Annotated in this window: 21 protein-coding genes; 9 read left to right on the top strand and 12 right to left on the bottom strand. The window is 35.8% G+C overall.

Going from position 1 to position 21655, the window contains the following annotated elements; all coding sequences use genetic code 11:
* Positions 1 to 34: 34 nt before the first annotated feature.
* From FTV09_RS06960 to FTV09_RS07005, 10 genes are all read right to left on the bottom strand, one after another.
* Complete coding sequence (locus FTV09_RS06960) at positions 35 to 1237, bottom strand: hypothetical protein (protein ID WP_024160951.1); 1203 nt, start codon at positions 1235 to 1237, stop codon at positions 35 to 37.
* 10 nt (positions 1238 to 1247) lie between these two features.
* A complete protein-coding gene (locus FTV09_RS06965; RefSeq protein ID WP_227557110.1) occupies positions 1248 to 2009 on the bottom strand; it encodes an HNH endonuclease in 762 nt (253 codons plus the stop codon).
* 236 nt (positions 2010 to 2245) lie between these two features.
* Complete coding sequence (locus FTV09_RS06970; protein ID WP_180057531.1) at positions 2246 to 2659, bottom strand: hypothetical protein; 414 nt, start codon at positions 2657 to 2659, stop codon at positions 2246 to 2248.
* Between the two features lie 167 nt (positions 2660 to 2826).
* A complete protein-coding gene (locus FTV09_RS06975; RefSeq protein ID WP_005005910.1) occupies positions 2827 to 3402 on the bottom strand; it encodes a hypothetical protein in 576 nt (191 codons plus the stop codon).
* A gap of 10 nt (positions 3403 to 3412) precedes the next feature.
* A complete protein-coding gene (locus FTV09_RS06980; protein ID WP_005005907.1) occupies positions 3413 to 4294 on the bottom strand; it encodes a hypothetical protein in 882 nt (293 codons plus the stop codon).
* 5 nt (positions 4295 to 4299) lie between these two features.
* A complete protein-coding gene (locus tag FTV09_RS06985; protein WP_043041532.1) occupies positions 4300 to 5823 on the bottom strand; it encodes a DotG/IcmE/VirB10 family protein in 1524 nt (507 codons plus the stop codon).
* Between the two features lie 21 nt (positions 5824 to 5844).
* Positions 5845 to 6792, bottom strand: coding sequence for a DotH/IcmK family type IV secretion protein (locus FTV09_RS06990; protein ID WP_005005900.1), 948 nt, complete (start codon positions 6790 to 6792; stop codon positions 5845 to 5847).
* A gap of 13 nt (positions 6793 to 6805) precedes the next feature.
* The gene (locus tag FTV09_RS06995; RefSeq protein WP_228134816.1) at positions 6806 to 7366 is read right to left on the bottom strand and encodes a DotI/IcmL family type IV secretion protein; all 561 of its coding nucleotides are present in this window, start codon (positions 7364 to 7366) and stop codon (positions 6806 to 6808) included.
* Positions 7367 to 7499: 133 nt separating this feature from the next.
* Positions 7500 to 7787 (bottom strand): hypothetical protein, encoded by a 288-nt coding sequence (locus FTV09_RS07000; protein WP_032055042.1) that lies wholly within the window; start codon positions 7785 to 7787, stop codon positions 7500 to 7502.
* Positions 7788 to 9008: a hypothetical protein gene (locus tag FTV09_RS07005; protein WP_227518656.1), complete on the bottom strand. Its 1221-nt coding sequence runs from the start codon at positions 9006 to 9008 to the stop codon at positions 7788 to 7790.
* A gap of 1076 nt (positions 9009 to 10084) precedes the next feature.
* On the opposite strand from FTV09_RS07005, the gene FTV09_RS07010 reads away from it, so the two are divergent.
* The 6 genes from FTV09_RS07010 to FTV09_RS07035 are packed head-to-tail and all read left to right on the top strand — an operon-like array spanning position 10085 to position 14937.
* The gene (locus FTV09_RS07010; RefSeq protein ID WP_005028631.1) at positions 10085 to 10531 is read left to right on the top strand and encodes a DotD/TraH family lipoprotein; all 447 of its coding nucleotides are present in this window, start codon (positions 10085 to 10087) and stop codon (positions 10529 to 10531) included.
* Between the two features lie 37 nt (positions 10532 to 10568).
* The gene (locus FTV09_RS07015; RefSeq protein ID WP_005005889.1) at positions 10569 to 11378 is read left to right on the top strand and encodes a type IV secretory system conjugative DNA transfer family protein; all 810 of its coding nucleotides are present in this window, start codon (positions 10569 to 10571) and stop codon (positions 11376 to 11378) included.
* A 27-nt stretch (positions 11379 to 11405) separates the two neighbouring features.
* Positions 11406 to 12701, top strand: coding sequence for an ATPase, T2SS/T4P/T4SS family (locus FTV09_RS07020; protein WP_005005886.1), 1296 nt, complete (start codon positions 11406 to 11408; stop codon positions 12699 to 12701).
* Between the two features lie 9 nt (positions 12702 to 12710).
* Positions 12711 to 12980 (top strand): hypothetical protein, encoded by a 270-nt coding sequence (locus tag FTV09_RS07025; protein WP_005005884.1) that lies wholly within the window; start codon positions 12711 to 12713, stop codon positions 12978 to 12980.
* 26 nt (positions 12981 to 13006) lie between these two features.
* Positions 13007 to 14113, top strand: a complete 1107-nt coding sequence (locus FTV09_RS07030; RefSeq protein WP_032055046.1) for a ParM/StbA family protein — start codon at positions 13007 to 13009, stop codon at positions 14111 to 14113.
* Positions 14110 to 14937: a hypothetical protein gene (locus FTV09_RS07035; protein ID WP_180057534.1), complete on the top strand. Its 828-nt coding sequence runs from the start codon at positions 14110 to 14112 to the stop codon at positions 14935 to 14937. The genes FTV09_RS07030 and FTV09_RS07035 overlap by 4 nt, the downstream gene beginning before the upstream one ends.
* Before the next feature lie 44 nt (positions 14938 to 14981).
* Here the strand turns inward: FTV09_RS07035 and FTV09_RS07040 are convergent, their stop codons facing one another.
* Positions 14982 to 16043 (bottom strand): ParB/RepB/Spo0J family partition protein, encoded by a 1062-nt coding sequence (locus FTV09_RS07040; RefSeq protein ID WP_005005876.1) that lies wholly within the window; start codon positions 16041 to 16043, stop codon positions 14982 to 14984.
* Positions 16044 to 16052: 9 nt separating this feature from the next.
* A complete protein-coding gene (locus FTV09_RS07045) occupies positions 16053 to 16889 on the bottom strand; it encodes a ParA family protein (RefSeq protein WP_032055048.1) in 837 nt (278 codons plus the stop codon).
* A gap of 1402 nt (positions 16890 to 18291) precedes the next feature.
* Between FTV09_RS07045 and FTV09_RS18070 the strand changes: the two genes are divergently transcribed.
* From FTV09_RS18070 to FTV09_RS07065, 3 genes are all read left to right on the top strand, one after another.
* Positions 18292 to 19821 (top strand): Type IV secretion system protein IcmP/DotM, encoded by a 1530-nt coding sequence (locus FTV09_RS18070; RefSeq protein ID WP_024160802.1) that lies wholly within the window; start codon positions 18292 to 18294, stop codon positions 19819 to 19821.
* A gap of 122 nt (positions 19822 to 19943) precedes the next feature.
* Entirely contained in the window at positions 19944 to 20849 is a 906-nt protein-coding gene (locus FTV09_RS07060) for a hypothetical protein (protein ID WP_005028646.1), read from the top strand.
* A gap of 12 nt (positions 20850 to 20861) precedes the next feature.
* Positions 20862 to 21536 carry a hypothetical protein gene (locus FTV09_RS07065; protein ID WP_005028648.1) on the top strand — a complete coding sequence of 225 codons (675 nt, stop codon included), beginning with the start codon at positions 20862 to 20864 and terminating at the stop codon, positions 21534 to 21536.
* The last annotated feature ends 119 nt before the right edge of the window (positions 21537 to 21655 follow it).

Genomic DNA, 21655 nt, shown 5'->3' on the forward strand with positions numbered 1-21655 from the left:
ATTAGACATGCCTTTAAGCATTAAGCATTAAGCATTAAGCACTAAAAAACGGTAATTCTCTTAAAACGTTAATCGCACTGTCGAAATCCTTATTTTGAATTGCGACCTCAAGACTTTTAACAGAGGGTTTTAAGCTCGTATCTAAAACCAACCTTAATAAAAGCTCATAGTAGGTACTGTTAAAAGGGATATTATCATTTTTTGAATTAGTAAATACATCAGTTTTAACGGTTTCGTCCTCTTTTAATTCGACATACTTCTTAAAACTATTTAGGTCAAACACTAAACCCTTATTAAGCAGTTGCCAAAACGCCGTTTCTAAAACCTCTTGGCTTTCACCTAAAGTACCCACCTTGAAGTTTAAGGAACCTGTATTTTTAAGTTGGAAGTGAACCTTATCAAGCTCTATGTAGATCTCTTTGTTCTGGTATAAGCCCTGTTCGTGGAAAACTTTAGACACCGATAGCTTTAAGTTTTGGTATATACAAAAAGATTGCAGCGAACTCATTTTTAAGTTGCCCGTATCTATCTGGTTTGTCGCATCTTCTACGGACGTTGGTAGATGTATCATCGGAAAGTAGCGTGTCAGTTCTTCAGACAGTTTCTTTTGTTCCAAAACGCTTATAATTGATAATGGATTGTCAAATCCAAAGTTGGTGCTCAGTAATTTCTTATGCTTCACACTCACACTTTGCTTAACCTGTATTTCAACGTCTAAGCCACTCAGCGCCGTTATTTTGTTTAGGTGTACCAAAGTGTCATCCAACAGCAAACAATCGCTGTTAACGGGGATATTCATCAACAGTAGCGCTTTAATCAGTGGATCTTGAAAATGCCCCGTTGAGTCTTCACCAGTTGTTGTCTGATTCCCTATCGCTATATGTACAACATGGAGTAGCATTAGCGTGTTAGATGTATGACCAGTGTCGCGTGTCGTTGGTATATACAAATCGTTCAGGAAGTTGAAAGCCTCAGTACCTATAACGCATAAGCGAAATATCGATAGCTGATCGTGCGTTTCCTTTGGTAGTGCATCTATCCCAAGTTCCCAATATTTGTAGATGTATGGACCAATAAATGAGTATTCATCATCATTCAATATGTCCGTCTCAAATACGCTATCCAATACCGCTATATCATTCACTATGTCAGGCTTAAATGGCTGTAACACTATGCCCGATATAACGTCTTCTAAGCTCATATCTATGTATTCGGTATCTGTTAAGCATTCTGTCATTTATGTGAACTCACTTATCACCCAAACCCTTAAATACATCTAGTGTTTGGTAGTACTCATACTGCTCGTCAGTAAAGATATTCGGGGAAAATACTATGTAGTGGTTTGGCAGATTAAAGCTCTCGTATGCTTCGTCTGATACCTTTTCCAAAGCTTTTGCGAGTTGATACAAAGAAAAGTTTTTGTTCTCTTTGATGGCATTCAAATACCACTCTTTGTACTTGCGGAGCTGGTCTACGTAATCAACGTTCGCTACCAACATATCTTCTTGCTTGGCTTCTTCATATTCAGCCATTGTGTTGAACTTAATGTCCGTGAAGTACAGTTGGGTATCAATGCTTTGGGCTCGTGTCTTAATCGCATTAAACGCCTGTATATCCTCAAACATATTACGTGCGTATTCTGCTTCAGACATCTTTGTAGGATTAGGGCGTTGATGGCGCTTTAACGGCTCTACAAGCAAGCTTTGGCGATGTCGCCGTGCGAACTTAGCAAGCTCAGGATCTTGGTTGTCAGACTTATGCGATAACACCAGTAATGAACGTTGATATTGATTAAAGATCTCTTGAGGTATGTTCGTACTCAATACGCATATTTCAGCTTTCTTTTCCAGTGATAGTGCAAAGATGTGGTTTTGTGCATGGCATAGCGTACAGACCGCTACAATGTTCTCAGCCGTATGATTGCTATGATCGCCGTCTAAGTGATGTGGCTCTAAAAAGTATTCGTCATAGAAATCACAAAAATAGCATTTAGCTGGTTGTGAAGACATTATTTGCTTTATTGTCTCATTGGTTTTAAAACCATCATGGATAGTTTTATCTTGACGTATCTCTTGCTTGTCGTTTACGCCGTTAATAGGTCTTAAAATACCAAACTTACGGTTTATATGTTTCACTTAAACCCCTTAATACTATTAAGTAAGGTCTAATTAAAACATGTATATACTATTTTTAAAATAAAAAAAGCGCAGCCTAAGCCACGCTTTTAAACTTATTTATTATTATATTACGCACCACCCGTAATAGTGTTCGCAGCAGAGAACATGATGAAGCCTACGATTGATAACGCACCACCTACACCAATACAGATCCAAGCAGTTTTCTTTTTCTTTTGTTGATCTTCTTCTGATGTATACATCATATACAAACCAGTACCAACTAAGCCTAAACCAAGCACCATGAACACTACGATTAAGAATTTATAAACGTTTTGACCTAATGTTTCACCACGACCTAAGATTTCATTCGCATCAGAACCAGCATTGTGTTTTCCGTAAGCTGAACCACCCGGGTTCCATGTGCCAGTGTTTGCATATGCAACTTGACCCATTAATGCAGAAACAAAGGCTAAAAACATTACTTTTGCGCGGAATGCAGTCGCTTTTACAGTGCGAACTGAGTGTTTTACTAATGATACCATTGGCATTTTCCTTTTATTTAATATACGGGAGCTAATCTCCGCACTGTAATTAAACATTCTTAAAACCCTATTGCTTTAAGTTGCTTAATTTTAAACTTCTCGTTAAATATCTTCAATATCTTATACAATGTTTTTAAGAAACTCTCACCCTATTTTAAGAAGATTGTTTAAAATATTGTAAAAAAGGTTCCTCCTATTTGTGTTCCAAAGGTATTAACAAAGACATCGTGTACGTCCTGAACGTATACACATAATACACCTGTTATAATTAAAACCCATGCTTTGCGGTATGTCGCATTGCCTTGAGCATCAATTTTCTCTACAAAACCATATAAGCCACGAGCTACCGCTATAATCCCTACCAGTTGCGTAAAACCTACAACCGCCGTAACGATATATGCACCTAAATCATTAGCACCAGCATCAGGCAAGTAACTTTGTACCGTTACAAGTTCTATGCCATTACCACCAAACAATGAAGAACCTAGTGCACCAATGATATATCCGTCATATCCAAGTGATGCAAAAGCACCACCGATAAGAATCTTCAACAATGCCCCACCAGTGGTAGGCTCTTTCATTCCATGACCAAAGAACTTTTGTTGAGGTGATGATGCTTGCACTAAGTCAAAAAGCGCCGTGCCAGTAATCACCAACCCCGTTACAACAAAGCAAATGCGTATAAAGCTTAGTAGTGGACCGTATATGTTTAATATCGCTTTAACTATATCTAATGCATCCACGCTATTTTCCTTATTTCACCCAAATGGCTTGTTCGTTTTCGTCAACAGCATAGACCGTGCGATTGTCTGGCATCTTCTGACCTACATAGACTGTATATGTATGGTTTTGAGAATCTGTCATCCAAGCACGATCGCCTACAACCGCAAAAGCATCCAAACGTTTTGCACCTTTTGGAATTGATAAGGTTTTAGATCCCGATGTACTTAAAGCCTTTTGCTTGGCCTGGTCTTTAGCTATTGTTATTAAACTAGTCTTTAACTCCTTAATTGCCTGTTCTTGCAATTCAACAAGGTTTTTAAGATCGTCATTTTCAGCTTTCAGTTGTTCATTTTTGATTTTGGTTTCTGATTGAGCAACTGCAGTTTGTTCGCCGTTTTGTACTTGCCCTTGCGCTTGCTCTTTTTCTTGCAAACGTTGTAATAAAACAAGTGCATTCGTACCCTGACTTTGATAGAAGCTAATTGCCTCTTTTCCTAGATCAGAATCAATCGGATACGACATGGATTTGTACATAATCATGTATTGACCAGTGGTAGGATCTTTAAACACAATATTTTCATCAACAATGAACGCCGTATCATCAGCAATACTATTGTCCTGTAAAGGTTGTTGATTTTGGTTGTATGTTGCTTGTGTTTGTTGAATGCCTTGACCAACAGTATCAATGGATTCCGGTGTTTGTTCTGGAGCAACTGCCGTGCTGACGTCTTTTGGTTTACTCATTTGTATCCAAAAGAAAGTACCAATCATAATTAAGGCAATAACACCAATAACAATAAGAAGTTTTGGAGGAATACCACCCTTCGCACCACCTTCGCCTTTTTGGGGTTTGCCTTCAGCATCTTTTAGATTTTTCTTTGCCTGTTCAGCAGTCATTTGATTATCAGACATTTCGCTTACCCCTTACTTTTCGGTGTTGTTACGTCAGCATCAAAAAAGACTTCAAATACTTTTCCGCTGTTAACGATATACGTAGTTGGTCGAACTGTTGATGTACGTGCCATGTTCGCCATTTCCGTACCAACGTTACCAATGATGTTCCCGGCAATTTCTTTATCGTTTGGCTCTTCCTTCGTGCTTACAACATTGCCAGTATTTGTGATTTGGGTTGTACCAATGTTTTGATAGGCTTGTCCGTACCCCTCAAAGATTCCAGCAGTAACCATACCGCCAAGCTTTTGCAAAGTGTGTTTTTGGACTTTATCAGCCATACCCGATTGTTTTGTTCCAAGAGTTAAAGCTCGTACTTGGATTGCATACTCTTCGCCCTTAAACAACATACGGGTAAAGTTAAATTCAATATCCGCAGTATTCAGACCAACAGTACCAATAAGTTTTGCGCCGTTAAATTTACCGCCAATAACAGTAGCAAATAGGTTTTTACCTTTATCAGTATTCACACCTGTATCTAAACGCGCTTTCATTGTTGTACCAGCTTTAATGATTGCTAGTCCTTTAGTAGATTCGCTAGTCGTTTTCGCAACGTTCAAGCTTCCAAGGTTTTGTTGCCCTTCCGATGCTTTAGTGTTGTGTGAATATTTATATGTTGAATATCCGTTGACCTTGTTCTTTGTATTAGAAAACGCAGCAAGTTGATCAACAAAAGCAGTTTGACTTAATTCACGCGTTGCAACATTACGTTCTGCATTAGCAGCTGCTTGTTGGCCATATACATTAGCAACATCATTAGCAGCAGATGAAGCATGTTCATATTGTTGCGCGTAGTTAGTTTGATAAATCGGTGCGTTTTGATTAGCACCGTTTTGTGCTTGTGGTTGTTGTGGTAGACCACCGCTAGTTGGTTGAGGTAATGCGCCACCATAAGCACCACCTTGATTTGCCATATTAGCTCTGGCCATCTGGTCAAGTTCAAGCGTAATGTTTGGTGTACCACCTTTTGCAGAACCGTTTACAGGTTGCCCATTTGGACCTGTAATAAAATTCTGATCGTTCAGATCGCCGTTTGGATCTTGTGTTGCAACTGTTTTAAATTCGGGTAAATAGCTTTCACCATTTTTGCCAGCTTGAGCAGCTTCTTCAGCTTGTTTTTGACGTTCATATTCTACGTATTCAGGAGGGATAACATTTGTACCCTGTCCTTGGATTTCTGGTGTAGCAATAGCAACCTGATTATCTAAAGCTAGTTGGTCACTTTTCCCCATTGGGTTAAACATAAAAAAGCCTAAACCACCAACTACTACCAAACCAATAATTGCAACAACGCGAAAGCGCGTATCTGCAAAAACACGTTTTTTGTTAGCAGTTTTAATACTTGTATTTTTCAGTTTTTTAGGTTGGTCTTCTTCTGAATGAACTTGGTTTGCAGAAATAATAGTTTCATCGGTAGTACCTACTTCAGTGCTACGACTAGAATTCTCTTCAATGTCATTCGGGTTATTTTGTTGGTTCGTTGAATCCATTTTTACTTCTCACTTAATGACTTAAAATGCGTCTTCGAGGTAAACAGTTTTAGGTGTACCGCCAGTCGTTGAAAATGTGATGTATTTCAGATCTTCAGAATCTTCATAACGGAAGATCTTCATACCGTTGTTAGCGCGGAAAGAACTCAAAAAGGCTGGTTGAATAACACCAAAGTTACTACGCACATATATATAGCCACCAAACTTCCAAGCACGGACATTAGGACTATCGGTTCGCATTTCGACAGCACCTTCAGGCGCCAAGCCATCCATAAATTGCAAACTCACACCATCTGGAATAATCGATGTTTGATTGCCTGTTGAATACATAGCTTTGGCTGTTGGGCTTCGACCAGGTATACGTGCGTCTACACGAACATCTAAATCACGTTGGCCAGTAGCTAACATCAAAATTACTGGAGCACCCAATCCCTTTAATGTGACCGTTACGTTTCCGAAAGCAGCTGGATCTAATGGTTCGATTGAAAGGATGTTAGTTTCAGGGATTTCATCTGGCTCTTTTTCGTTTTGCTCACCCAAACCATCTGAGAAACGTCCACGGTCCAAAGAAATCTTTTCAATGTTCCATGGATTTCCTGAAGAATCGGTAAAGACAATAGTAGATAGCATGCCAGCGCTTAAACGAATTACTGGCGGTTCCTCACCAGGGTTTAATGAAATACCCAAACTACGGGTTTTCGCTTGTGGCGTATTTACATAAGGACTAGAAAGGCTTCGTTTTTGTTGCAACAAAAGTCCTTTAACTATTTTTGTTTGCTCAGGTGTGAACTGCAAACCAACAAGGTTGTGAACCTGTCTGTCAATTTCCGATGCTGTATCAACTACCTCAGGTGCAACCAAAGGAGATTGAGCATCCGCAAAAGTATTCGGGGGCATATCAGCAGCATTAACTATTGTAGTTAATGCAGTAGAAGCAAAAAGAGCCAAAGATAATTTTTTCAATTTCATAAGTTTCATCCAATTAACGCGCTGGAGTTAACGTAATTGTCTTAACAGCAATACCGTTGTAGTTCAGATAAGAACGTGGATGCTCAACAATAGTAACTGTCGCAATGAAGCGGTGAGTCTCTTTAGGTTGTTTGTCACCTAAAAAGAATTGAGTAGTGATAGGAACACGAACAGTCCAACTAGGTTCTGCAGCATGTAAATCACGGTTTTCGATTTGTGGAACATCAGTAGCAGTAGTTCGCATCGTTAGGTTGTTTTGTACGATTGTGCCAACTGTTTGTGATTGAGCGATTTGCTTCATCAATGAATCTTTACCGCCCTCAGTGAAATACATTGAACCAGCATTGTTAATAACGTCACGCCAGTTCAAGAAATCAAAGTTGTAGACAGAAAGTATTGCACTCTTACCGAATTCAGAAATAACAACGTCAGTAACGCGAGGGTTTTTTGATGCTTCGATTGGACAGATAACCGAGTTATCTACTGTTTGAACAGCTTTAACTTTAGGGTATGCATTAAAGGCAGCAAAAATAATCATCGCAAGAACAGCACTCACGATAAAAGCGAAAAACACGAAAACAAGCCATCGTCTTAACTTTGCAATCTCCTTATCTTTTTCATCCACCTGTTTTCTTAGCCAAAGACTAGGATCACAAGAACCTATTTCAGCGTTTTCATTAGATTTGTCTTTAGACACAACAGCACTCCTATTTCGCTGGCTGATATATAACAGATGGAATTGGACGATCTGATTTAGAGCTAAGCACACACTTAACTGGTGTGCCGTCATCAAAAACCATAGATTCGAAATCTGTTGTGGTGAGTTTAAAAGCCACAAAACTAAGCGTTGTTAAAACGGTTAAAATGCACAATGAGGCAAACGTACCAACCAACACTCTTAAAAGCCTTGCGTATTTTCTTTTACCTATTATTGATACTTCAGCGTAAGGAGAGCCCCATGTTGAAGTAGTCAAATTAGTTTTAGAGTTATCCATTTAGTCAATCACTAAACCCGACTTTAATTCGTCCTTATAATAGTCGGTATTAAACTCATTTGCTATATTAAGATCAAAATAATAAAAGGTATCTAGGTTATTAGCTAAAAGTGTTTTAACAAATTCATGGCTACCATTAACGTTTTCAATAGAATCTAAAGTAGGCTTTATACTAAAACCACTATGGCCTCTCCACTTTCGCCCATAAAAGTTAGAAGCAGTATCTTTACCAGCATGTCCAAAAGCACCAGCTATCACAAACTTATCAATACCCTTTACCTTAGCATTTGCAATACATTGATGCCTTGTACTGTATAAAGTAGGTCGTTGATCTTCATTAGTTAAAACCTTGCCTCTAAGTTTAAAGTAATTGATATAACTTAAACGTAAACGCTCTTGCAGTATTTTAATAAAAGTCTGTTTTTCATCCCATCCAAAGGTATAGCCACTACTTTTATTTAAACTAGATACCTTTCTCACATACCTATTTAGCAAGTTCCAGTAAAGGTATATCTTTTCTTGATCTTCATGTTTAAGGTCATCAAGTATTAAATACCTTTTAAGTCCATTAGCCCGACCATGTGTAGCCTTGCCATTTTCCACAATCATGATCAGTTTTGGTCCTTTTACTGCACAACAGAATGAAACGGAAAACCACTCAACAGGACGCAATCCAACAACAAGATTGGCATCAACAAAAGCAACCATCATCCGATCAAACTCACTAACCCTAGTGTTACTCTCGTTCTTATGTTCGAATTCTCTTACCAAGTAGTTGTAAAACGTGCGTTCAAAGTACTTTGTTTTCAGCTCAGAAGTACGCTTAGGTTTGTCCTTGTTAGCTGTATATTTTGTGTTAATGATTCTTAAATATAGTTCTTCTAAAAAATATTCATCAAAACCAGCATCTATATCTTCATCATTAATAGAGCCATTATTTAGCTCATTAAGCTTTAGACCGATTCCATATACTAAATATGCACGATATGTTCTAAATGTAGATTCCGCATAATATCCATTTTCAGATTTAGTTTTAAATTCAGAATATATGTTTTCATATAACATTTTTAAATCTAGCTCTGAACTATCTAAATGTTTATCAATCTTTTGCTTAAGCTCAATATCATATTTAGTCTTAGTAGAATACGGAAAATCTTCTATACGACTTGTATATTCTTTTAATGTCTTTGGATAGCTATTAGGATTCTCAAAACTGCTCACCACTACCACCCTTAATCCACATGCAAAACATGAGCACATACTACAACGTTAAACACCTTTCTAAAAGTACTCGTTAAAACGTTTTTCACTTTAAGCAAAATGTTTTTCACTTTTAAGCCCAATAAATGCAAATGTCTTTTTTGACTCCTCTCTTGTTAGTACAGTGGAAAAATCAAAAAAATGAAGTTGAGAAATCATAAAAACACAGTGGGCCTTTTTTACAGTGAAGTGCTTGATATGCGTAGTTTCAATAGTCTTTTGCCAGTGCTGATGCCTTAAATTTTTAGGGATAAATACGACTCTAAGCACATCATTATTGCAGTTTAATTGGTGTTTAAGGTGTAAAACTTTATATTTAAGATGCACAGCACTAAACCATAGGGTAGGTTTTTATAAGTAGCAGTTGTAATGTCTTTAAAGTTTTAAATTAGTAATGGTATATACCAAGATGCATTTTTTCTTCAAACAGTTTTTATCAATTTATTTAATATTAAAGAAGCTGACTTATAAATAAATTGCATTATCCACATTAATATTTTTATTGTTAATTAAAAAAGTATATAAACATCTTTATTAATGTACTTCTATATTGTAAAATATAAATTACAGTATTAACAATATTTTAAGTAAAAAATAAACTAAATCTAGTTTGTTATTTTCTGTATAAAATTTATTCTAAAAAAAGAACAATAAAGATAATAAAAAGAAAGAATAAGACTATAAAGGATTATAAAAGACGTCTAGCAAACTATAAGAGCTCATTTACTCTCTACAATTGATTGAAAAAAGTACGTTGTATTTCTATTTCAGATAAGTACTACTAAAAAAAAGCATTGTTTTGGACAGACAATGCACCTAAAAAGAGTATTTTTTACAGATTTGTCTTGTTTAGGCCAGGTACGACTGCCTAAAGAACGGCCTTAGATATACGTTAAAGCTTATAAATTAGGTTTAAGCGAGTGTCTAAAAGTCGGCTTTATACCTTTTAAGGGGTTTTTTATAATTAATAAAGTGCATTTTAAAAGTTTTTAGACTAAAATCATTTTGTCTTTATACCCACTTAATCCGGAGTAAAAATGAAGCACAATAAAAAGCTTTTAAGCGTTCTTGCAATTGGTTTAATGATGTCTGGATGTGCTAGTCGTGATGTAACGCAATTAAACGTAGCAAGCCCTTTATCTATTATATCTGAAGCATCTCAAGAGGCTTTAATTGCACAACAGAATTTAAAGAACTCTACTGCAATTCAAATGCAAACTGCTCAGAAGAAACAAGGTAGCATCAACCATGACCTTTTAAATATCGACTACATAGGCGATCCAATACCTTTAATTAAAAGTATTTCTAGCCAATACGGATACCGTTTTGTAGAAGCTGGTCCTACCCATGAGCTTCCAATTGTTAATTTTAATAAAAAGCGTGTTACGGGTGTAGAAGCTTTACGCAATATTTCTGCATATTTAAATACTGCTTCGATAACTCTAGATCATCAAAATAAAAGTATTTTATTGACTTATAACTAACACCCTTTAAATCCTTTTATAAATATCTGGAGTTTTTATGGACTACTCTAATAATGCTTCATTACAAGAGCTACTAAACCCATCTAACCAGTCTTCTTTAGAAGTTCATGTTAGTAATGTTGAACAGCAAGCTCGTTATGAAGCCATGCTTGAATTGGTTAAGCAAAAAGGTATTAAGTTAGGGATCAATACGTATTTAAGCAACTCTCGTGAGGTCATCAAAAGCCAAGAGCGTAACCTTGATACAATCTTTAACTTTAAACCTTACATGATCAAAGGTGTTGTTGTTCCCCCGGTTATTATTGAATCAAAAGATGTAACTGAGACACCTAATGCCATGTCGTACAAGACGACTAAGCAGACTTATAAAATCTTGAAACAAGCTCGTTTCAGTACTCGTGCACCTGATTGGCGTCAGTACCTTGTTTTCCCTACACTTGATAGCAATGTTGATTACGTGACTTTCATTCCGAAAGAAATGTTACCAGCTAACGAACAAGAACGAAAAATATGGAAAGAGACTGCTGCTAAGTCTTATGAAATGGGTTTAGTTGAGGGCCGAAATATTGTTGAAGATGCAGTAGATCGTCTTAAACGAGATTATTTGGGGATGGTTACTTTCCATAAGTTTGTTTTAGAGGGCAAGTTATCAATGCCAGCAATTAGCAGTCAATCACTGGCTGTTACTTCTACACAAGACACTATTGCTCTTGATATGAAATTGCTTCAAATCCAACAATTACCGCAGTTCAATTCAAATATTGAAACTTGGAAACCAATTCTCCAACCTGAACAAATTGCACCTAGCTATCAAATTCCAAAAATTAACCTTGTTAGCGAACCTTAAGTTCGCTAACTCAATTGGAAGTTTTAAATGCAAATGAAGGTTTCGACATTAAAAGCAAAATCTGCATTATTTGATGTTAACAAGATTAAAGGATCTGAAAATAAGATTCTGACAGCTACCAAAGACATTCGCAAAGACTACGATTCTAGTCGTGGTTTTGGTTTGGCTACATTAACAGCCATAACGACATACAAAGATCCGAAACAAGGGTTTAAAAGTCGCGATGAATTTGAAAGTCTTCTATATGAAGCATTAGCTCATGGTGCTTCAGATATTTTCATTAGTCCAGATCGCCCCATCACAATGATGAAAGACTTGGACTTATATTCGTTAACACACCGTATTATCAATCGTGATGAAGCTTTACACATCCTAAGAACGATTGCTGATGAAAATGCCTACTTAGTCCTTATTAATAATAAGTTTATTAATAAGGCATATCGTATTCTGCAGAAAGACGCTTCAGGTAAGGAAACTCGTTATAACTTTCGTGTGAACGTATCTCGAACTTCGTATCGTGGATCTGGAGATTCTTTTCAGATAACGTTACGTACAATTTCTGGCATCCCCCCTCACTTTTCAAAAGTGGGTTTAGATGAAGATTTCATCAATAGATCGCTACCTCACAATGGTTGCTACATCATCGGCGGTATCACTGGTTCTGGTAAAAGTACAACACTAGCTTCAAATATTCGCTATGTGTTGGAAAATAATACTCATATTCGTGGAAATATTTTAACTCACAATGAGCCTATCGAATACGAGTATGACGCAATTGAAAGCACACACAGTATTGTTAGTCAAAGTGAAATCCCCAATAACTTCGAGACTTTTGCGGATGCAAATAGAGAGGCGATGCGTAGACGTCCTGCTGCAGTTGAAATCGGTGAATTGCGAGATAAAGAAACAATTTCTGCAGCTCTAGAACTTTCTTTAACTGGCCACCCTGTTTTTGCAACGGTTCACGCAACCACAGTAGACAAAATTATTCCACGTATGTTGAAGCGCTTTAAGCATGAAGAACATCTTCAGGCTGCAGCTGACATTATTGGTTCAGTTTATACATTGATTGCTCAACGTCTTGTTAAAGATGTGAACGGCAAGGTATTTGCTGTAAGGGAACACTTAATTTTATCACCTCAACTTAAAGAACAATTGCTTTTAATTGATGATATTCATGCTCAACAGAAGTTTATTCGAGAGTTAATGATTAATTCTGATGGTTCAGATCCAAACATCAGTAAGAGTTTCAGGAAACAAGCTGACGATCTACTCAAAGCTGGTCGTTTGCATGAAGACTACTATTACAAACTGATTTATTAAGAGGCGAATATGGATGATCAATATGCACACTGGTCGCAATTTAGATTAAATCTAATCCTATGGGGCGGTTTAAACGGATATTTGTTTATACCTTTTCTAGCTGTTGTTATTAAGTTTTCCTTATTCAAACTTATGCTTTTCATCGGCTTGATAGTAGCAACATTGGTTATTGAAAAAGTATTTAAATACAAATACAGCTATATCCCCTCTGCTCTTAGACGCTTAGTTTTTGGGGGCAATAAATACACTAGACGCGGTAGAAGACGTTACTCGTTGTAAATCTTGAAAAATTGAAAGGTAAACTTATGAAAAATACTCAAAATGAAAAACCAGCGATTGAAGAACGTTATATTGTTCTAGGTATTGATGATGGACATGGCGGTACAAAGCTTTATGCTGGTCTAGATCCAGATGGAAATGAAATCAAACTGACTATTCCTAGTATTGCTTATTCAGGAAAAGTCCTCACTGGCGAAGAGGAATCTACTGACTATTATGTGGTTAAAGTTAATGAAAACCTTTATACAGTTGGTAAGAAGATCAATAGTAGTGTTCCTCTAGATACCAGAACAGATGAATACCCGACATCTGAATATAACAAGGCACTAATACACCAGGCAATTAAGGCCTATATTGACCATATCGGAACATATGATGGTAGAGCGTTTGCAATCGCTACTTCACTTCCTGTTAGTCGCTATTACACACCTGAAAAAACCAAAAACATGCCACTTATTGATATGAAAACTAATTTTCTACTCAATGGTGATGTTTGCTACAACTTAAAAGATCATAAAGCTGGTAAACCGCTTAATATCATTAAAAGACATATTGTTAAATGTGAAGCTCAAACAGCTTATTTTAATGAGATTATTGATGTACACGGAAACGGGTCAGAAGATAGTGATCTTTTAATAAGTTCTGAATGTGCTGTAATCGATATTGGCGGTAAAACCACTGATATTGTAGTCACATTAGATGGAGGAAACATGCTTGATGGCCATCGTTCTACATCACGTAACCTTGGTATTCTTACCATCTATGAACGAATCACTAGCTTAATTCTTGAATCTGGCTATAAAACGGTTAACGCTAACTGGCTAGATTTCGCACTAAAATCTGGAAATTATGGTATAGGATCTCAAGCCAAAGATATTACAGGTTTAATTCAGCAAGCTAAAAACGAATTCATGATCGAATTAAATAACTTTATCTCTAAACAGATCGGTGGAGGAGATGATTTAGCATTAGTATTATTTTGTGGAGGCGGTGCAGCTTTTCTTGAAAAAGAGATTAAAGAAAAGTACGACTTACCGAACGTAAGAATCGCAGAATCACCAGAGTACGCCAATGCTAAAGGTTTATATAAGTTAGCTAAATACATGTATAAAATGTACGCAGAAATCAAATGACAGATTCAAACTACATACAACTATCCTATCAATTAATTCACTTAACAAGAGAAGATCTTGATGTGATTAGTAGTGTTAATAGAAATCTACCAGGTCTAGACTTAAACGCTTTTAGTTTAAGTCTGCTGTATTTGGGATTTATCTTTTGTACTGACAAGCAGAAGATTTTTCTAAATGCGCCAGTGCAAAATGAAATAGACGAGATGTTTGCACAGCCTGTACGAATGAAAATAGATAAAAATGCAAATCAAAAACTATTTAATTCAATTAAAAAACATCCTCAAGGAAAGCTTCGTAGAAATTACATAACTGCTGTTTTACATGCTGGTATAGCGGTTCTAATTGAGCTTTCATACCTTTATAAGTTGTATGAAGTTAATGAGGATATGCCAAGCCTATATTCTGTCAATTCTTTCCTATTAAGGTTTGGTTTAAGTACTTGTGTTGAAACATACTCCAAGTTTAATACTGCTTACTATGTGTATGATATTGAATATCTTGAAAAAAAGTATCTTGATCATATCACCATACAAATACCAGAAAGTAGTAAGGAGAAAAGTGAACAATCACCTAAAAAGCCCGTAACTGATTCTATCAAGAGCAAGGAGGTTCCTGTTCAAAAAGCAGTTAAGATAAAGGAAGCTAAACATACTGAACATAAAAACATTCAGGACCACTCCCCTACCGTTGAAACATCTCAAAATACCGAAACATCCGAAATTAACAATGCTAAACCAAGTCAAAACGTATCTGAATCAAAACCAGTAACCAATCCAAGTAATTCGGATTGGCTTAACAAGACTTTTAATCCAGATCTATTATAAAAAAACCGGCAATGCCGGTTTTTTTCATTCAAAGTTTTGAAACTTCAATCATTCAAGCTCTTAAAAAACTCTTCAATTTTTCTAGCTTTCTCTTCTGTAATATCGGCATCCAAGGCTACTCGCAACTTAAGTACACTCTTACCTTTGGTACCACATTCAGAACTCATAGAACCAAATTTAACGCCCTTATCTGTTTTAAAATCGAATTTATTCTTACTCGATTGTTCTTCAGTAGTAGCTTCTTCAGTTTTTTCAGGCTTAGTCGCCTTATTTGCTTTTTCTTCTTCACTCAAAATAGCTATAAATCCTTTATGACGCTTGCCCGTGGATTTAAATTCTTCAACGTATTTATCCCATTCTGGTCTTAACAAGTCGAAAATTGCTTTTTCGGTTTTAGTTTCTAAAGCTTTATTTATTGCGGTATTCACTTCTTGAGCAATATATCCAGAAATTAGCTCAGGATCTTCGTTCAAAGAGTCCAAAATGAACTCAGGTAAGTCTAGAATATATTTGAGACGGAAATACTTCGACTTATCAATCGCAAATTTTTCAGTAACAAATTCATAACTTTCAAAAGGATAACCGAACTCTTCACATAATTGCTTGATTTTTAATATGCTTTCAAAATCTGTAAGATTATGTCTAGCAGTATTATCCAATAAAGCTGTTATAGCAGCTTTATCATCATTCATAGATGTTTTAACTAAAGCAGTAATTCTCTTTAGCTTTAAAATCTCTTTAATTGCTCTAAAACGTCTCTCACCAGCAATTAACTCGTAACGATTACCCTTCTGTCGAACAGTAATTGGGTTAATTTGTCCATTAATTTCTATATCAGCAGCCAAAATTGGCAACTTCTCATATACACGTTTATTCATGATACGTGGTTGATAAGGTGATGGATCAATTAAATCAATGTCGATTGATTCTAAATGAGATCCGCTAACAATATTTTTTGTTTCTCGCTTAGCTAGTGGGTTAAGACTCCCCTCTTCTATGGCTGGAGTCGCTGTATTTTCTTTTACATCAGTAACTTGAGCGTCACTCCCTGTTGCATTAGCAACAGGTGTTTTTTTCATGCTTTTTACTTTATCTTTAAAGTTCATATCAGCACCTTATAATTTTTTGTATTCAGAAACCATTAGATCTACAAGTTGATTAATTGCTTGTTTTGCTGGTGTTTCTTTTCCAGCATCCAGATCAAATACGGAACACTTAACATATGATGCTTGACTAAAAACCGTAGCATTTGGAATACAGATTAATTCCTTATTTACCAGTTTTTCTTGTAATTTTGGTTGAGCATATTCATTGCGAATATCTTCAGCCAAGGTAAGATCCACTGTATTACGCTTGTTATAAAAGTTTAGTACTGGCGATAGAATTTTTAAATCTGGATTGCTTGTCTCTAAATCATCCATAGAGTTAAGTATATCTTCCAAACCCTGAATACTGTATTCACCCTGTAATGGAATTAATAAACTGTTTGATGCTAACAAAGCATTAAAAGTTAAAGTTTCCATTCGCGGTGGACAATCTAACAAAATAAAGTCGAAATCCCCTTTTATCTTTCTTAATACACTTCTAATAATTTCATTAGGAACTGGACTAGAACGCTGAATATTGATCTCAACATCACGAATGTTTTTAGCACAAGGAATCAAAGATACATTTTCAAAGTTGGTTTTATCTGGACCTTGTATAACATCGTGGATGTTAATTGTTTTATAGTTTTCAAAAATATCTTTTAGAGTGCCATCTATATCGTCAATATCTGGAACATTTGAAATATGTTTTGTTGCATTACGTTGGCTATCTAAGTCGATTACTAAAACCGTATAACCTAATTTTCCAAGCTTAGCAGCACAATTCACTGTAGATGTTGTTTTGCCCACACCACCTTTAAAATGGATGCTTGTACAAATATAAGTTTTTCCTGAGTTCTTTTGCATTTTTCAATCACCTTTCAAGTAAAGTCAAACAATACAATATTTGAAAAATATTTAAAATACTTTTTCACTTTATTTTTAATATATTTTAACTTTTTCAATCTATATGCCTAACATGTGTCCATATCTTATGTGTTTTTCATTATCAGACTGATAATAGCTTTAGATTCCTAAGCGTGGTTTTTTTCATTATCAGGCTGATAACAGCTTTAGATTCCTTAGCGTGGTTTTTTTCATTATCAGACTGATAACAGCTTTAGATTCCTTAGCGTGGTTTTTTTCATTATCAGGCTGATAACAGCTTTAGATTCCTTAGCGTGGTTTTTTTCATTATCAGGCTGATAACAGCTTTAGATTCCTTAGCGTGGTTTTTTTCATTATCAGTCTGATAACAGCTTTCGATTCCTAATCGTTGATTTTTTCATTATCAGACTGGTATCAGCTTTAGATTCCTAAGCGTGGTTTTTTCATTATCAGGCTGATAATGGCTTTCGATTCTTAATCGTTGATTTTTTCATTATCAGACTGATAACGGCTTTAGATTCTTAATCGTTGGTTTTTTCATTATCAGACTGATAATGGCTTTCGATTCCTAATCGTGGTTTTTTCATTATCAGACTGATAACGGCTTTAGATTCCTTAGCGTGGTTTTTTCATTATCAGACTGATAACGGCTTTCGATTCTTAATCGTTGTTTTTCATTATCAGACTGATAATGGCTTTCGATTCCTAAGCGTGGTTTTTTTCATTATCAGGCTGATAACAGCTTTAGATTCCTTAGCGTGGTTTTTTCATTATCAGGCTGATAACAGCTTTCGATTCTTAATCGTTGATTTTTCATTATCAGACTGATAACGGCTTTAGATTCTTAATCGTTGGTTTTTTCATTATCAGACTGATAACGGCTTTAGATTCTTAATCGTTGGTTTTTTCATTATCAGGCTGATAATGGCTTTCGATTCCTAATCGTGGTTTTTTCATTATCAGACTGATAAAAATGGAGTTGCCAAGAAGAGGGGAGGGCTTACTACTACTTACAGTTAAATAAATGAGTAGACGTTGTGAAATGCACAACTGAAAATGATCTATATTAGCTGAGTAGGGGAGTGCCCTATTCAATAAAAAGACTACCAACAATATTTATAGAGAAATTTATTATATAGGCGGTTAATCCACTTAAATGTCTAGTAGGGGAGGGCTTCTTATTCATTCTTTTTAGTATTTGACCAAGAATACTGGCTTAGTGTTGAGATTGACCTGATTTAAGCTTTAAAAGGTATTAAATGCCACTTTAGTCAAGAGCTTAAAACCAGACTTAAAATCCTTAAAAGGTTTAAGGGGAATTAGATTAAAACCAATATTAACTATATAATACCCAACAATACACATATTAATAGGCTATAAAATGGCAGATCCAAAAGATAAGCTTGTACATGAGAATCATATTTATATATTTACTGTTGTTATGGTTTTAGTGGCTTTTTTGGCTGTATGGTTTGCTTATAAACCTCAAATTGTAGGGTTTTTAGTATACACAAAAGGCATTTTAATTATTCCTCTATGGTGGATACATAGCATATTCAAAGCTATCGGGCTTAACTACGTGCCTTTACTAAGTGAGTTGGTGTATTCAACAGAACACCTATGTAAACCAACAAACAATTGGCTTCCATTATTTTGTCAAAATAAGTTTAGCGAAGTCACTATTTTTCAAATTTCAAAAGCCAGTCAAGCATGGAATTTATTAATATTTTTGTTGGCAACACCTTGGATAAAGAAAGCTTATGACCGCTTCAACAGCGAGCATCCAGCACGGGGCTTTATCAAAAGCATGAACCTAGAAGAGTTCATAGAGGAACAAATTCCAAACCAAAGACACTTACAGGTTTTTGGTCCATTAGACTTGTCAAAATATGATACGAACAATGGTCATTTTAAAGCGCTAGATTCAACTTATGAGTTTGCAAATAGGCATGAGTTAATTACAGGAACTAAAGAGCGCCTTGTGAACATTACAATCAACGGAGTAACGAAAGAATATAATGATAAAAGTGAAACAGTACCTATCATAGATGAAGAGAAGTTTTTAAATGTCTTACGTGAACAACTAGGGGATCTTTGGATAACCCTTGATAATTCAAAAGAAACATCACCCGATGAATTATCGTATTTATCCGATGTTGATACAATTTTGCTAGCTTTGTATTTACCAGTAGCATGTGCAACCGATGAATCTATGGATGATGAAGAGTTCCGTAAAATCAAAAAAGATTCAACAACATTAATTAATTACTATTGGGATATTTGCACAAAAAATATACCTAACAACCCATTGTTTGCAATTGAAAATCAGTATGTTGAGGGCGATCGTAAGCTTGTAGGGTTTAATTTTGATTTCCTTAGAAAAAGAATTCACAAATACATTAAACATCCCGTTGCTACTAAGATTTTTAAAAACCACGCATATGTAAGAACTATTTTGTGTGAGGTTGTATTAACAGCAAGACAACTAGGTGTAATGCCACCAACAGATATACGCTGGTTAAAACTATACAATCGAACTGCATACGCATTCATACAGAATATTGGTAGACCGTCTTTGTTTAGTGAGGGTTTAGGTCCAATCTCGCATTATCTAATTGAGGTGAAATTAGGGAAGCCATTAGAAGAGCCAGACTTTAACATTGGCCTTGTTGGTTTTGAATACGAATTATTGAGTTTTGCCATGACTGAAGCTAGACAAAAAGCTGCTGAAGATGTGAACAGTATTATTCGAGTAGTAGAGTTTACGGACAAGGAATTAAACAACGGATCTTATAACTCTAAAAACAATGATAAAGATGATTTTAAGTATAGTGACGATCATGTTTTTGATATGGTGAGCGTAGAAATACCACAGGATGAAATACAAAAAAACAAGCAAAAAGGGTTTTAGTCTTAAACTTATAAGTTATAATTGACCGGTATTAAAACACCGGTCTTTTTTATTTAACTATTTTTTTAAAACCATATTTTAACTATACTGCTAAAACATGGCTTAAAAGGTAATACTCTAAAATGCTTTTAAATAATTTCACTAAAATAGTAGCAAGTTGCGCTATTAGTATTATTACAATCTCTACTTACGCTGCACCATCTCAGGACCTTACTTCTAAGATGCAAAAAATGGGCAAAGTAAAAGAAGTTAAACCCTTTAGTGGAGGTTTAACTTCTTGGATTCTTGAGGCACCTAATGGGAAAAATGCGGTGTTTTTTACAACATCCGATGAAAAAGTCATCTTACATGGTACAGCTTGGGATTCTGCTACTAAAAAAAATATATCTGAGCCTCTTAAATTAACTGCAAAAAAAATGAATACACCAGCACGACAACCAACAGCTTCCGTTGGGAATTTGGCCAGTGCATACAATCATCCAGTCTTTAAAGCTGTAAAAACGCTTTCAGGGTTTAAAGAGGGGAAAGCGAATGATAACAACACTGTTTACATCATTTACGATCCACGCTGTAAATATTGTCACGAAACATTCAACCTTTCTCGCTCATACGTTAAAAGCGGTGCAACTATTAAATGGATTCCAGCTTTAGTTCTAAACCAAAGTGAAAACGGAAAACAATTAGCAGCTGGAATTCTTCGTAAACCATCTGAAGATACTATTAATAAAACCTTTAATGGAACAGATGAAGAAATTAACTCAATTAAAGTGATTCCTACACCACAGGAACTTGCTGAGTTGGATAAACACTTAGGCGCTCTTCAATCTATCTTCTTCTATCACGAAGATATTGTTGCAATGCCAAAAGAAGATCGTGAACAGCGAGAAGCAATTCGTAGCGCTGGACAAAAGCCACAGCCACTAACTGCTGGTGTACCAGTTGCTATCTTTGTAAATAAAAAGACTGGAAAAGTTGAAGCTCGTAGAGGAACTTCAGAAACAGCCACTCTTGACTATATTTTCAAATAAGAGGGAATTGAGATGAACAAAACTCAATTGAAAGCTTTCCAATCGATTGTCGGAAACTTTTCACCTTATTTCTCTAAGATAAACAATGAGTCTATGTTTTTAGATTCTGACCTTTCTGGAGATACGGATAGAAATCGCCAGGTGAGCATCTTCAATATAGATGCAAAGGCCACGGATCTACTATTAACGATCAAAGGATTTGATCAGGTCGAGAATAATTTGTTTAGAGGACAAGTTTTCTTAAAGTCTGACGAAAACACAGAAATTCTTATAAGTGAGCCATGCTATTACTTAAACAAAAGCAAGGTTCGTTTCAGTACATATGAACTTCAGAGCTACATAAAGGAAGTTTGGCATCAAGCTCTAAATGAATATAAGGCTGATGTTACAGACAGCCCTATACGTTCTAATGAAGAAAAATACAGCTTATCTTTAGCAGATAGATTCTCTAGTTTTAAAACGTCTTGGCCAGCTATGGGCATTGTAGCTGCAGTAGTTGTTTTTGCTGGAGGCGGTTACTTTTTAGGTTCAGGTACTAATGAGAAAAATGCATCTTCAGAAACAAGTTCGCAACAACTAAGCACATCTGATAACCCTGAACTTGACGGTAAAGCCTTGGCTCTTAAAAACATGGGGTTAGATCCTAACTCAATGGCTTTTGATAACTCATGCTTTCAAGAAAAATAAGGTGAATTATCTATGAGAGCTAGACGAATAGAAAACCTTGAAGCATTACAGCTAAAGGCCTCAGAAATAGCACAAATAACCGTTAAAGAGTTGGAAGCACGACACTATTTAGTTTGGTG

Source organism: Acinetobacter sp. YH12227 (assembly GCF_013417785.1).
Classification (GTDB): Bacteria; Pseudomonadota; Gammaproteobacteria; order Pseudomonadales; family Moraxellaceae; genus Acinetobacter; species Acinetobacter gandensis.

Excerpts from the sequence above, each read along its gene's own strand:
- FTV09_RS06960 (WP_024160951.1), bottom strand. The coding sequence starts at position 1,237 with ATGACAGAATGCTTAACAGATACCGAATACATAGATATGAGCTTAGAA.
- FTV09_RS06965 (WP_227557110.1), bottom strand. The coding sequence starts at position 2,009 with ATGTCTTCACAACCAGCTAAATGCTATTTTTGTGATTTCTATGACGAA.
- FTV09_RS06970 (WP_180057531.1), bottom strand. The coding sequence starts at position 2,659 with ATGGTATCATTAGTAAAACACTCAGTTCGCACTGTAAAAGCGACTGCA.
- FTV09_RS06980 (WP_005005907.1), bottom strand. The coding sequence starts at position 4,294 with ATGTCTGATAATCAAATGACTGCTGAACAGGCAAAGAAAAATCTAAAA.
- FTV09_RS06985 (WP_043041532.1), bottom strand. The coding sequence starts at position 5,823 with ATGGATTCAACGAACCAACAAAATAACCCGAATGACATTGAAGAGAAT.
- FTV09_RS06990 (WP_005005900.1), bottom strand. The coding sequence starts at position 6,792 with ATGAAATTGAAAAAATTATCTTTGGCTCTTTTTGCTTCTACTGCATTA.
- FTV09_RS07000 (WP_032055042.1), bottom strand. The coding sequence starts at position 7,787 with ATGGATAACTCTAAAACTAATTTGACTACTTCAACATGGGGCTCTCCT.
- FTV09_RS07010 (WP_005028631.1), top strand. The coding sequence starts at position 10,085 with ATGAAGCACAATAAAAAGCTTTTAAGCGTTCTTGCAATTGGTTTAATG.
- FTV09_RS07015 (WP_005005889.1), top strand. The coding sequence starts at position 10,569 with ATGGACTACTCTAATAATGCTTCATTACAAGAGCTACTAAACCCATCT.
- FTV09_RS07020 (WP_005005886.1), top strand. The coding sequence starts at position 11,406 with ATGCAAATGAAGGTTTCGACATTAAAAGCAAAATCTGCATTATTTGAT.
- FTV09_RS07025 (WP_005005884.1), top strand. The coding sequence starts at position 12,711 with ATGGATGATCAATATGCACACTGGTCGCAATTTAGATTAAATCTAATC.
- FTV09_RS07030 (WP_032055046.1), top strand. The coding sequence starts at position 13,007 with ATGAAAAATACTCAAAATGAAAAACCAGCGATTGAAGAACGTTATATT.
- FTV09_RS07035 (WP_180057534.1), top strand. The coding sequence starts at position 14,110 with ATGACAGATTCAAACTACATACAACTATCCTATCAATTAATTCACTTA.
- FTV09_RS07040 (WP_005005876.1), bottom strand. The coding sequence starts at position 16,043 with ATGAACTTTAAAGATAAAGTAAAAAGCATGAAAAAAACACCTGTTGCT.
- FTV09_RS07045 (WP_032055048.1), bottom strand. The coding sequence starts at position 16,889 with ATGCAAAAGAACTCAGGAAAAACTTATATTTGTACAAGCATCCATTTT.
- FTV09_RS18070 (WP_024160802.1), top strand. The coding sequence starts at position 18,292 with ATGGCAGATCCAAAAGATAAGCTTGTACATGAGAATCATATTTATATA.
- FTV09_RS07060 (WP_005028646.1), top strand. The coding sequence starts at position 19,944 with ATGCTTTTAAATAATTTCACTAAAATAGTAGCAAGTTGCGCTATTAGT.
- FTV09_RS07065 (WP_005028648.1), top strand. The coding sequence starts at position 20,862 with ATGAACAAAACTCAATTGAAAGCTTTCCAATCGATTGTCGGAAACTTT.